15 protein-coding genes and 1 pseudogene are annotated in these 11,807 nt (G+C 68.9%); 2 read left to right on the top strand and 14 right to left on the bottom strand.

What is annotated here, in order from left to right:
- Positions 1-639: 639 nt before the first annotated feature.
- Positions 640-864, bottom strand: coding sequence for a hypothetical protein (locus tag HY726_12360; GenBank protein ID MBI4609789.1), 225 nt, complete (start codon positions 862-864; stop codon positions 640-642).
- Between the two features lie 75 nt (positions 865-939).
- Positions 940-1,215, bottom strand: a complete 276-nt coding sequence (locus HY726_12355) for a BrnT family toxin (GenBank protein MBI4609788.1) — start codon at positions 1,213-1,215, stop codon at positions 940-942.
- A gap of 192 nt (positions 1,216-1,407) precedes the next feature.
- Here HY726_12355 and HY726_12350 point away from each other — a divergent pair.
- A pseudogene (locus HY726_12350) lies at positions 1,408-1,494 on the top strand (hypothetical protein).
- A 252-nt stretch (positions 1,495-1,746) separates the two neighbouring features.
- On the opposite strand, the gene HY726_12345 reads toward HY726_12350, so the two are convergent.
- From HY726_12345 to HY726_12290, 12 genes are all read right to left on the bottom strand, one after another.
- The gene (locus HY726_12345) at positions 1,747-2,979 is read right to left on the bottom strand and encodes an NAD(P)/FAD-dependent oxidoreductase (protein MBI4609787.1); all 1,233 of its coding nucleotides are present in this window, start codon (positions 2,977-2,979) and stop codon (positions 1,747-1,749) included.
- 15 nt (positions 2,980-2,994) lie between these two features.
- Positions 2,995-3,132: an FAD-dependent oxidoreductase gene (locus tag HY726_12340; GenBank protein ID MBI4609786.1), complete on the bottom strand. Its 138-nt coding sequence runs from the start codon at positions 3,130-3,132 to the stop codon at positions 2,995-2,997.
- Between the two features lie 95 nt (positions 3,133-3,227).
- Entirely contained in the window at positions 3,228-3,386 is a 159-nt protein-coding gene (locus tag HY726_12335) for a hypothetical protein (GenBank protein ID MBI4609785.1), read from the bottom strand.
- 7 nt (positions 3,387-3,393) lie between these two features.
- The gene (locus HY726_12330) at positions 3,394-5,430 is read right to left on the bottom strand and encodes a glycogen debranching enzyme family protein (protein ID MBI4609784.1); all 2,037 of its coding nucleotides are present in this window, start codon (positions 5,428-5,430) and stop codon (positions 3,394-3,396) included.
- Between the two features lie 245 nt (positions 5,431-5,675).
- Positions 5,676-6,749 (bottom strand): selenide, water dikinase SelD, encoded by a 1,074-nt coding sequence (selD, locus tag HY726_12325; protein ID MBI4609783.1) that lies wholly within the window; start codon positions 6,747-6,749, stop codon positions 5,676-5,678.
- A gap of 25 nt (positions 6,750-6,774) precedes the next feature.
- Positions 6,775-7,713, bottom strand: coding sequence for a LysR family transcriptional regulator (locus tag HY726_12320; protein MBI4609782.1), 939 nt, complete (start codon positions 7,711-7,713; stop codon positions 6,775-6,777).
- 9 nt (positions 7,714-7,722) lie between these two features.
- Entirely contained in the window at positions 7,723-9,165 is a 1,443-nt protein-coding gene (locus HY726_12315; protein MBI4609781.1) for a molybdopterin-dependent oxidoreductase, read from the bottom strand.
- 71 nt (positions 9,166-9,236) lie between these two features.
- Positions 9,237-9,443, bottom strand: a complete 207-nt coding sequence (locus HY726_12310; GenBank protein MBI4609780.1) for a zinc ribbon domain-containing protein — start codon at positions 9,441-9,443, stop codon at positions 9,237-9,239.
- A gap of 4 nt (positions 9,444-9,447) precedes the next feature.
- Positions 9,448-9,645: a ubiquitin-like protein Pup gene (locus tag HY726_12305; protein MBI4609779.1), complete on the bottom strand. Its 198-nt coding sequence runs from the start codon at positions 9,643-9,645 to the stop codon at positions 9,448-9,450.
- 255 nt (positions 9,646-9,900) lie between these two features.
- Entirely contained in the window at positions 9,901-10,323 is a 423-nt protein-coding gene (locus tag HY726_12300; GenBank protein ID MBI4609778.1) for an NfeD family protein, read from the bottom strand.
- Positions 10,324-10,361: 38 nt separating this feature from the next.
- Complete coding sequence (locus HY726_12295; GenBank protein MBI4609777.1) at positions 10,362-10,778, bottom strand: PPOX class F420-dependent oxidoreductase; 417 nt, start codon at positions 10,776-10,778, stop codon at positions 10,362-10,364.
- A gap of 171 nt (positions 10,779-10,949) precedes the next feature.
- Positions 10,950-11,372: a cupin domain-containing protein gene (locus HY726_12290; GenBank protein ID MBI4609776.1), complete on the bottom strand. Its 423-nt coding sequence runs from the start codon at positions 11,370-11,372 to the stop codon at positions 10,950-10,952.
- Between the two features lie 34 nt (positions 11,373-11,406).
- On the opposite strand from HY726_12290, the gene HY726_12285 reads away from it, so the two are divergent.
- On the top strand, positions 11,407-11,805 hold the full coding sequence (locus HY726_12285) for an Ldh family oxidoreductase (protein MBI4609775.1): 399 nt from the start codon (positions 11,407-11,409) through the stop codon (positions 11,803-11,805).
- The last annotated feature ends 2 nt before the right edge of the window (positions 11,806-11,807 follow it).

Raw genomic sequence — 11,807 nt, 5'->3', positions numbered from 1 at the left:
CCTCGGGCGTGGTGAAGATCGTCTGCGGCACCACCGCGTAGTCCGCCGCCTCCACGTCGCCCCGGAGCGCGTTCAACGCCGCCAGCCTCCCCTCGTAGGCCGCGGGTCGGCTGAGTCTACGTGCTTTTCCTGGATTACTAGCGTGGCTGGCTTCGGAGTCGGGCCTCCCACGCCCGGCGGTCCGAGAATGAAGAGGGCTTTTTCGTGTCGTCGCGCGATAGCGCGATGCGCGAAAAAGGCGCGTTGAACGAAGCCGCCCGCCGACGGTCGCCGCGGACGCGAGCTATGGGGATTGATCGAGCGAGGTCAGCGGCAGGACCGCGGCTGTCCGGGGTGAAGCTTCGAAGAGTCGGCAGTGTCTGCCGTGCCGGCGACCTGGCGGGGCAACGATGAACCGGCTTGGCACGACGATGCTGGCGGTTGAGACCTCGCGCAGACAGAGTACGGGCGTGTCGGAAGGGGCCAAGGGGGCCGAGCGCGAGGTGGAGGGCCCATGCGCGGCACCCTCGCCCACCTCGGGCTTCCGACCGAGGGTCCGGACCCCGGCGCCTCCCGGCTCCCTCCTGATTGCCTGTATCGATAAGTTAGCGCGACGCCTGCCGCATGAGCTCAGCATGGCCTGACCTCTGATGGTCAGGCTCAACGACTATGGACGCGCAGCTCTCTTCGAATGCCCTCGGCTAGCCACTGACGGATCAACGTTTGATACGGAATCGACCGCATCGTAGCGATCTTTCGCAATGCTTGGATCTGAGCGGGGTCTAGCTTGATCGAGACATTTTGCAGTCGGCGCGCTCGGTTGCCTTTCAGGATTTGGCGACGCAGTTCCTCGTCGAGAGCAAACTCGACCGGCTTTTCAACCACCTCTGCCAGTACCCCTCGACGATCGTAATACTCCGCGAGACTCCCCCTCACCTTCTTGCGAGCGATAGCCATATCTCAGCCTTTGCGATGCTGCTGGTAGTACCGGCGTTCAGCGCCAGCCATGTCCCATCCCGTAATTACTCGGACGAGTCCCGCCCCCTTCATCTCGAAGACAATCACGAGCAATCGCCCCGCCTGCGTGGGGCCGAAGACAGCATAATGACTCCGCCTGGTCTTACGAAAGAGTGGAGCGACCACAAATATCTCCTCTGCCTCTTCCGGCTCGATACCGTGGCCGAGAGCCAGGTGCAGCACGTTTCCATCGTCCCACTCGAACGCAGCAATGCGCATCCGGGACTTCGAGGCGGTAATACATTACATTACCGGCCACGATTGGTCAAGAGGTTTGTTGCGAGTTCCCATAGGGAATCGTGCTGCGGCTAAGGCAACCTGAAGCGTTGTCAATCCTTGCTGTCCGTCAATGATCTGGCGGGCATGTAGCTTACCTGTCTGAGTCTCCAGATTGATCCAGCACAATGGTTCATGGAGGCGCTGACGGCGATCCGGCGCGTGGGCGCCGACCTGCTGATCACGTACTTCGCCAAGGAGGCATGCCGGCTGCTGACGCGGCGTAGTTGTAGGTTGGCGCCGTTTCGGCATCCGGTGCCGTCACCACTTGCGCGAAGTGGTGACACGCCGCTCCTGGAGCGGGTTGTCACCGTTGTCACCACTTCAGGGTGCCGTGGGGACAGAAAAGAGGGGTGTCCTGTGAATAACCTGGCGCCCCGGATCCGCGACCTAGTGGCCCGGCTCTCTCAGGCCAGGAGAGGGACCGGCCCTCGCCATCGCCGGATCGCGCGGCCATTACGCTCCGCTCGTAGCTCAGCGAGCGGGTGGCTGCTCCGGCTCGCACACCTCGTGGTAGTCGTGGCCGAAGATCTTGATCAGCCGCTCGCCGTGGCTCGGGTGGATGGAGAGCTGGCTGGACAGGAGCCGGGCATCCGCGCGCGTCCGGATCGCCAGCGCCGCCAGCTGGATCAGCTCGGCGGCGGCGTAGGAGACCATCTGCACGCCGAGGACCGTCTCGGTGGTCCCGTCGAAGACCAGCTTGAGGTACCCGGCGTCCTCGCCCGTGGCGCGCCCGTTGGAGGCGCCGCGCAGGTCGTGGGTCGCGACGTGGCAGTTCACCCCCCGCCGCCGTGCCTCGGCGTGCGTGAGGCCGACACGCCCCACCTCGGGCGTGGTGAAGATCGTCTGCGGCACCACCGCGTAGTCCGCCGCCTCCACGTCGCCCCGGAGCGCGTTCAACGCCGCCAGCCTCCCCTCGTAGGCCGCCGTCGGGGTCATCTGCTGGTTGCCCGCGGCGTCGCCGGCCGCGTAGATGTGCGGGACCGGCGTGCGCAGGTACGGGGTGACCTTGAGCCCCAACGGTCCGACCTCCAGGCCCAGGGCCTCCGCGCCGAGGCGCCTCGGGTCGAAGCGCCGCCCGACGGCGACACAGACTTGCTCTGCCTCGAAGGCCAGCGGCCCCGCCTCCGTCTGCACGTGGGTGACCACGGCTCCGGGACCGCCGGAGAAGCGCTCGACGATGGCTCGGAGGTGAAAGGTGACACCCTTCGCCTCGAGGAGCTGCCGAATGTAGGCGGCCACGTCGGCGTCGAGCGTCGGGAGGATCTCCGCGTCCTTTCCGACGACGGTGACCCGAGCGCCGAGGTCGGCGAAGGCTCCCGCCATCTCGAGGCCGATCACGCCCGCTCCGATCAGGGTCAACGTGTGAGGGAAGCGCGGGAGGAAGAGGATCTGGTCCGAGGTGATGGTGAGTTCGCGCCCGGGGACGGGGGGCAGCACGGGCTCGGAGCCGGCGGCGATCACGATCTTTTCGCCCTGGATCCGCTGCCCGTTGACCTGCACGGTGTGAGGATCGACGAAGCGCGCCGCGGCCAGGTGGACCTTCGCCCCCGCCTTTTCGAAGGCGTCCGGGGAGGGCTGGAGCACCCGGACCACCTCGTGCTGCCGCCGGACGATCGCGTCCCAGTCGAGCGCGACTTCTCCGGTCCGGGTGCCGAAGAGGCCGGCCCCTTTGACCAGCTGGTGAATCCGCGCAGACCTTACCAAGGTCTTCTTGGGAATTCACCCCCGGTTGATGCAGGCCCCGCCGAGCGGGCCCCGGTCCACGAGGGCCACTTTCGCCCCCAGCTTCACGCCCTGCTTGAGGGCGTTGATCCCGGCGGCCCCGCCACCGATGACGAGCAGATCGTAGCGTTCCATACGGGCCTCCTCCGTGCTCCCGGTGGGCTCAGCACCTGCGATTCAGACTGGCACGGACCGGGAAGGCTCGCGGCCCGCCACCCGTCCCGGCCTCCCTACTCGCCGCTCTGCTGCATGAGCTTGGCCACCAGCCCGGTCCAGCCCGTCTGATGGCTCCCGCCGATGCCCGCGCCGTTGTCGCCATGGAAGTACTCGTAGAAGACACCCCGATCCGGCGGCGGGGTGCGGCCCGAGATGCAGGTCGGGGGCGCCACGGATCGGTCAGGAACTACGGCGGGTGCGCCCGCGGGCCGAAGACCGGCGCGGGCCTGGTGCCGCCGCGGCGCCGATCTCGATCCAGGCGCGGAGCGTCTCGGCGACGCTCCAGGCCTGGGCGATGCAGCCGCGGGGCGTGAACGGGGGATCGCCGTCGAAGATCTCGGCGATGCTTCCCACCCCGTAGTCTCCCAGATGCTGGGCCATCGGCAGGAGGAAGGAGCGGGCTCTCGCGGGATCCCCGTACGCCCGCAGATGAGCCAGGGCGAAGGGGCCGAGCAGCCATCCCCAGACGGTCCCCTGGTGATAGGCGCCGTCGCGCTCCAACTGGCCACCGCCGTAGCGCCCACGGTACTGCGGGTGCCCCGGCGCCAGGCTTCGGAGCCCGAAGGACGTCAGGAGATGGCGGGCACAGGCGTCCACCACCTTCCGCCGGCGCTCGGGAGCGAGCGGGCTTTCGGCGAGCGACGCGGCGAAGATCTGGTTGGGCCGCAGCGCGGCGTCGTCGCCGTCCGGGCCGTCGATGACGTCGTGGCAGTAGCCAAGGGCCTCGCTCCAGAAGCGCTCGAAGCTCGCCTTCACCCGGCTGGCGAGGCGCTCCCACGGATCGGCAGGCTTGCCCAGCCGGCGAGCGAAGGCCCCCATGGAGGTGAGCGCGTTGTACCAGAGCGCGTTGATCTCCACCGCCTTGCCCGTCCGCGGCGTCACCACCCAGTCGCCGACCTTGGCGTCCATCCACGTGAGCTGGACGCCCCGCGCGCCGGACCGGAGCAGGCCGTCGGCGGGGTCCACCGCGATCCCGTAGCGGGTGCCCTCCACGTGCCAGCGGACGATCTCCTCCAAAACAGGGAACAGCCTCTTGAGGAGCGCGTCGTCGCCCGTCGCTCCGTGGTAGGTCTGGATCGCGTCGAAGTACCAGAGCGTGGCGTCCGCGGTGTTGTACTCGGGCGTCTCTTCCACGTCGGGAAATCGATTCGGGAGCATCCCCCGGTCCACGAAGCGCGCAAAGGTCGTAAGGATCTTCCGGGCCACCTGGGGGCGCCCCGTGGAGAGCGCCAGCCCGGGGAGGCTGATCATCGTGTCGCGCCCCCAGTCTCCGAACCAGTGGTAGCCCGCGATCACCGATATCCCATCGGGATCGTCCGGGAGCGGGCGGCGGACGACAAACTGGTCGGCGGCCAGGACCAGCTGGTCCACCCAGGCCGGAGCCCCGCTGGCCAGAGGCTGGGCGCGACGCCAGGCCGAGAGCAGCTCGGCCTCGTGAGACTGCCGCCGTTGCCAGGCCGCCTCCGCGTCGAGCGACACCTGCGCTTCCGCCGAAAGCGCGAGCGTGAGCGCCTCTCCCGGCCCGAGCGTGACCCTGAAGGTTCCCGCGTGGAGGTGATCCTCCCGCGCCTCGAGCCCGCGCTCCGCCTCGAGCGCCAGGTGAAAGCCGTGGTACCAGACATGGGCCAGCTGGCACTCGGCGCCCCGGGCCAGGAGGACGAAGGGCGTGGCGCCATCGAAGGCGAGGACCCTGAGGCCACCGGGGACCGGCTCGACCGCCAGCCGCCAGCCGTCGCTGCGCGCGGCCCGGTGGTAGTCGCGATAGTTGACCAGCCCCTTGAGCTCGAGGGCGAGGGGACCTCCCGCCCTGAGCACGCGGTACTGGAGATACGTGGTGTTGGCGCCGTGCTCCATCCAGACGCGCTTTTCCAGGAGGGCGTCGCCGCAGGCGTACGTCCAGACAGGGGTCGTCCCCTCCCGCCTGAAGCGCTCGATGTGGCGGTAGCCGTGGGGCTCCACGGTCCCGTCCGCCCAGCGGTTGGTGAAGAGCGGGTACGGGGCTCCCGCGTAGTCGACGGTCTCGTCAACCCTGGCGACGAGGAGGGTCCGTCCCAGCGGCGGCTTGAGCGCCGCGACCAGGAGGCCGTGGTAGCGGCGCGTGAGCGTCCCGGCCACGGTGCCCGAGGCGAAGCTGCCGAGGCCGTTGGCGCAGAGCCACTCCCGCGACTCGGCAGTCACGAGCTGACCGCACGTCTCGCGCCCCCAGTCGAGCGTCATGGTCCCTCGACGAGCCGGATGGCGTGGCCGTCAGGATCGCGCACCCGGCCCTTGGCGAAGCCGAGCCCCCGATCGGGATCGTGTGACGTTATTCAGGTGCTCCTGCTCGGCCCCGTAGTTGTCATTCTCCGCCGCCGCCTTGAGACCGAGGACGTCCAGGTAGCAGCAAGGCCCGCGTCGGTGTCGTCCGCGCACGTTCCTCGCGGGGAGGTCCGGAAGGCGGGCGTAGCTCCTCTCCGGGTTCCCTAGAGGATGCGGATACCGGGCCCGGTCGTGACGCGACCGATCTCCCAGCAGGGCTCGCCGCGCTCCTTGAAGCGCGGGATCACCGCGTCCGCCTTCGCGGCCTCGACCGAGAAGAAGAGGCCTCCGGAGGTCTCGGACTCGAAGAGGAGGCTCACCAGATGGGCCGGGAGGCTCGGATCGAGGAAGAGCCCGGGCCCGAGGCTCGCCTCGACATGACGCCGGTTCCGCTTCATCCCGCCGCTGAAGTGCCCTTTCGCGGCGAGCGTGAGCGCGCCGTCCAGGATCGGGATCGCCGCGCTCCTGAGCTCGATCCCCACGTCCGAGGCCTCCACCATCTCGACGGCGTGGCCGAACAGACCGAAGCCCGTGATATCGGTCGCGCCCTGGACGCCGACCTCCTGCGCCACCTCCGCGCCCACCCGGTTCAGCCTGAGCATGCTGCGCACCGCGCCGTCGAGGACTTCGGGGGCGCAGTCGTCGGCTTTGGCCGCCGTGGCGATAACGCCCGTGCCCAACGGCTTGGAGAGGAAGAGCCTGTCGCCGGCCCTGAGGCCTCCCTTGATGAAGATCTTCCTCGGATGCACGAGCCCGGTCACGCACAGGCCGTACTTGGGCTCGGCGTCCACCACGGTGTGGCCGCCCGCCACGACCCCGCCGGCCTCGGCGACCTTGTCGGCACCGCCCCTGAAGATCTCGGCGATCAGCTCACCGGGGAACTCCCGCGGGAATCCCGCGACGTTGAGGGCGAAGATGACCCAGCCCCCCATCGCGTAGACATCCGACATGGCGTTGACCGCCGCGATGGCGCCGTAGGTGTAAGGATCGTCCACGATGGGCGGAAAGAAGTCCACGGTCTCGACGATCGCCAGCTCGTCGCTGACCCGGTAGACCGCCGCGTCGTCGCTCCGCGCCAGCCCGACCAGGAGGTCGGGATGCTGGCGCTGCTTCAGATCCTTGAGCACGTTCTGGAGCTCGCCGGGCCCCATCTTGGAGGCTCAGCCGGCGCAGGCGGCGTAGCTGGTGAGGCGGATCTCCTTGCCCGAGGACGGGGCCGTCAGCTTGGTGTCAGCCATCGCGATCACCCCCTTCCGAACCGGCTCACTGTTTGGATACCCGAACCCTCCCGCCCGATTCACGGGCGGCTTCCGAGGACTCGGCCTGGAGGAACGCGAGAAACGCCTCGGCCAGGGGGGAACGGGTCCGGCCCCGATGGGTGACGAGGTAGAAAGACCGTGAGAAGCGGAGGTCTTGGACCTTGACGCACCAGAGGAGCTTCGCACGGCACTCGTCCGCCACAGCCCGCTTCGAGATCAGCGAAATGCCGACCCCCGCCTTCACCGCCTGCTTGATGGCCTGGGTCGACCCCATCTCTCCCACGATGCGAAACGCGGCGAGGTCCAGCCCCACCTCGCCGAGGGCCCGCTCCAGCGTCTGGCGCGACCCCGAGCCCCGCTCCCTCACGATGAGTGGCTCGTTCCTCACCTCGTCGAGCGCGACGGTCTTCCGCCCGTGCCAGGGGTGGCTGGAGGCGACGACGACGACCAGCTCGTCAGGCATCAGCTCCTGGTACTCCAGGACCGCCTCAGGCAACTGGGCTCCCACGACGGCGGCCTCCACCTTCCCGTCCAGGAGCCAGTCGACGGCCTGCCGGGTGTCGCCGATCAGGAGCGAGATGGAGATGTCCGGATACTTCTCCTTGAAGCGGCCGATGAGCGCAGGGAGCACGTACTCGCCCGGGATCGTGCTCGCCCCCACGACCAGCTCGCCCGACATGCGCCCCTGGAACTGCTCCAGGGCCTGGCGCGCATCGCGGTGGAGCTGGAGGATCCGCTGGGTGTACGTCAGCAGGAGCTGGCCGGCCTTCGTCGGCTCGGCGCCCCGACCGAAGCGGTCCAGAAGCCTCACCCCCAGCTCTTGCTCGAGCGCCCGGATGTGCTCGGACACGGTCGGCTGGGTGAGAAAGAGGGCCTCGGCCGCCTTGGAGAAGCTTCCCAGCTCGGCGACCTTCGCGAAAGCCTCGAGCTGCCTGAGGTCCATAGGCCCCCCTCAGGTCGCCCGCACGGTCACTCTGTGCCAGCCCGAGGATCCGTCGGGCAACGGCGGGCGCTCCTCAGAGGTCTGAACCGTCCCGTTGGTCTCGATCGCTCTCACGACGAGCGTGTAGGACCCGGGGGCTGCCGGAGTCCACGGCAGAGCCCAGAGGACCCAGGTGAACGGCCCGAGCGGCGGTTTGACCCGGGCCTTCTGCCACGTCTTGCCGCTGTCGGTCGAGACCTCCACATCGCTGATCCCGCGGTCGCCCGCGAAGGCAACGCCGGCGATCCAGGTCTGCTGTCCCACCTTCACCGGGCCATGGGGAACATCGATCCGCGACATGGTCTTGTAGATCGCCTCATCGGACCAGCCGCGAACCTCCCAGTACCCCTTGTAGTCGTAGTCGGCCAGCTCGATGGACGTCACCCACTTGACGTTCGTCATCCCGTAGATGCCGGGGACGATCACGCGCGCCGGCGCGCCGTGCTCCTTCACGAGGGGCTTCCCGTTCATCTCGTAGACGACCACGACCCCGTCCTCGAGCCCCTTCTTCAGGGGGAACGAGTCCGAGTAGCCGTCGGCCGCGCGCAGGATCACCTCCACCGCCCGCGGCTTGATGCCGGCCCGGTTCAGGAGGTCCTTCAGCCTGACGCCCCTCCAGTGGCCGTTGGAGATCAGCTCGCCGCCGACTTCGTTCGAGATACACATGAGGGTGGCGTACTGCTCGACCGCCGGGAGCGTTCGCAGCTCCTCGTACGTGAGCCTGTACGGCCGGTCCACGAGCCCCTTGACCTCGAGGCTTGACCTGGCGGGGTTCACGGCAGGATCGAAGACGTTCTTCGAGACCGTGTAGAACTTGCCGACCGGCACGATCTCGGGAGCGAGCCCCGCGATCGACTTGAAGAGATCCTCGGCCGCCCGGGCCACGCGGGCGAGACCGGCGGCCAGCCCGACCCCGACGGTCAGCGCCAGCGCCGCGACCCTGAGAACGCCGCGCCGGTCCGGCGCCGCAGGCTTCGACGACCGCCGGGCGAGCAGGAGGACACCGCCGTAGAGCCCCACGCTGACGAGGAGCGTGAGGGTCGCCACGATGGGGCCCGCGCCGAGGGCCGAGCCGAACCAACCGGCCCCGGCGAGCGGCAGCGCCAAGAGGGTCAGGCCAAAGAGCGCGAGGAGCCCAGCCGACATGATCCGTCCTCCCCTCGTCATCAGCCAGGCTCCCAACGCAGTCCAGGCGACCACGTGGAGCCCGACCATGGCGCCGAACGCGAGGTACTTCGAGCTGTAGCCGAAAATCCTGAACAACGGCGTGAACGCCCAGACAGGGATATTGGCAAACAGGATCTGGGCCATCAGCTCGGGCGGAAACGGCCCCTCCCAGCCAAAGCGCGCGAGCGCGCCGAACGCGGTGGCAACGAGCACGGCGAGGAGGGCCATGCCGACCCGGCGCCGCATGCGAGCCGCCTCCGCCTAGACGAAAAAGGGGGGCCGGCCGGCCCCCGTGACGCGAGCGCGCGGCTCGCGGCTCAGTGGCACCCGCATGTGCTCGGGGTGCAGCCGCAGCCACCTCCGGTAGAGGGCACGAAGGTGGTCCCGACCTTGAGGCCGAAGGTGGACATCGTGCGCGTCACCTCCGGGCTCGCGCAGGTCGGGCAGGCCACGGAGGTCTGGGCGCTGACCAGCTTCTCGAAATCCGCCCCGCAGCGCGGGCAGTGGTACTCGTAGATCGGCATCCCCCTACTGACCTCCCCGCTGGACGTAGCTCTTCACGAACTCCTCGGCGTTCTCCTCCAGGATGTCGTCGATCTCGTCCAGGAGCTTGTCCAGGTCCTCCTTGATCTTCTTGCCCTTCTTGGCCAACTCGGGATTCGCTCCGGCCCCCTCGCCCTCGGACGGGCCTTTGGGCCGTTCGACCTTGCGTTTCTGCTCCGCCATTGACCGCGTGCCTCCTGGCCCCCGGAGGGGCCGGCGCGAGGGGTCACTCCCTCGGTGTTCGCGTTAGCCGCAGTATACCTTTGCGGCTCCGACCCACGCAAGTCTCGCGGCGGCGCGCGCCAGGCGACCACCCCGCGCGTCCATGCCCGGAGGGCAGGACGGGTACTGGTCCAGGCATCTGTGCCTCATCGGCGGCGGAGAGTTCTACGTCCAGAGGTGGGCGAGACTGAGCGGCTCCGGGTAGCCGCGCAAGGATCAGCGGGCCGGGGTCGTGGGCTCGCCGTCCTGGTCCACGAGGAGCACCAACCCGCGCCCGTCTCGAACGATGACCGCGCTGCCGGCCGGAATCCGAGCCTCCGGCCGCAGCGCCTGCGCTCGCCACAGCTCGCCGTCCACCCGCACGTAGCCCTCCGGCCTGATGGGCTCGATCGCCTTGCCTCGCCGTCCGATCGGCCACGGCTGGAACGGCGAGCGGTGGAAGACCACCCGCATGGCAGGAAACAGCGCGAGATCCTTGACGACGAAGAGCGCGAAGAGGGCGCCGGCGATCCATTCCTGGAGGTCGAACGCCCAGGTCACCCACACCAGAACGAGCGCGAGGACGCCCCAGCTCGGGAGCTGCCAGAGGATGTAGCTCCCCAGCTCACGCAGCGTCCGGCGCAGGCCGGATCGCGTCACGCGTGCCTCCCGGGCGGGACCGCCGCCATCCAACGACGTCACGTCCAGGGCTGAAACTTGGGACCGTAGCCGCCGATCCGGTCGACCCTGACGCGCACGATCAACCGCTTCTCGCCGGGCCGGCGGAACGGGTACTTCTCCACGCCCAGGAAGCGCTTCGCGAGCTTGTCGATATGCTCGTCCGCTCCGGCCTCGGTCACGTTCGCTTTTCCGTGAAAGACCATGTGGGACTGGGGATCGTTGCGGTCCTGTACAGAGATGGTGATGCGGGGGTCGCGACGCAGGTTCCTCGGCTTGAGCCGCCCTTCGGCCGTGTTGAAGAGCACCTCGTCGCCTTCGACGTCCACCCACACCATCGTCACCTGCGGCTTCCCGTCCGGGTTGATCGTGACGACGTGCCCGTAGGCCTTCTCCTGCAAAATCTTCTTCACGGACTGCGGCAGCGCGATCGGCATGACTTTCCCTCCTCGATCAAGAGTGCGCAGATGGAACGAACCGGCTAATCCCCGCTCCACGTCCCACGCCGAGCGTAGGGCGCGGCACGAAGGGTGTCAAGCGGAATCCGGCACGGCGGCGGGCCCCTCCCCATGCCACTATGCGAGATCGCTGACCACGCGAAGGGTTGACTATGCCATCGATCGGGGACGCAGCGTGGCCACGTCGCGCGGGGAGAGGTGCGGGACGGTCTCGCCCGTCTCCACGAAGGTCCGCGTGACCTCCACGCTGTTGTAGACCCAGAGGATCATCATGGGTCCGCTGCCGACGTTGACGAAGCGGTGGTGCTTGCCCTCGGGGATGAAGGCTGTGTCGTAGGGGGAGAGCCGCTCGCGCCGGCCGTCCACCTCCGCCTCGGCCTCGCCCTCCAGGACCGTCGTCTGCTCGTCGCAGTTGTGGTAGTGCAGCGGGATCCCGGTGCCCGCCGGGAAGCGGGTCACGCCGCTCGTGATGTGCGCGCCCAGCTCCTTGCTCGACAACACCAGCGTCTGGATCCCCCGGCCGCGCTCGAAGACCGGCAGCGTCGCGAAGCGCAGGAACGCATGGTTCGTCATCGGCCCCTCCTTGGCGTGAGGTATTATACAGGCTATGCGCCGCTTCCCGGCCGCCGCCCTTGAGGCGTTCATCGCGCGGGCGCGGGTCGCCGTGGGCCTGCCCGAGGCGGACGCGCGCGAGGGGGGCCGGCTCATGACGCGCGCCGACCTGCGCGGTGCCGACGGCCACGGCATCTTCCGCCTCCCGCAGTACATCCGCCGGATCCGCCCGGGCGGCATGAACGTGCGCCCGGCGATCCGCGCCGTCCGGGAGACCGACGCCGCCGCGCTCGTGGACGGCGACAACGGCATGGGCCACCTCGTGATGGGCTTCGCGACGCGCCTGGCCATGGACAGGGAGGGCCCTCCCCGCGCCTTCGCGCCGGCGGCCCGGCCCCCTCCGAAACCTCCCCCACGCGGTTGTTCGAGCGTGGCGGGTTCGGCCATGCCGTGAGG

The sequence above is a fragment of the Candidatus Rokuibacteriota bacterium genome (genome assembly GCA_016209385.1).
Taxonomy (GTDB): Bacteria; Methylomirabilota; Methylomirabilia; order Rokubacteriales; family CSP1-6; genus JACQWB01.
Note: the sequence above shows the minus strand (reverse complement) of the source record. Positions and strands in the feature narration are given on the sequence as shown.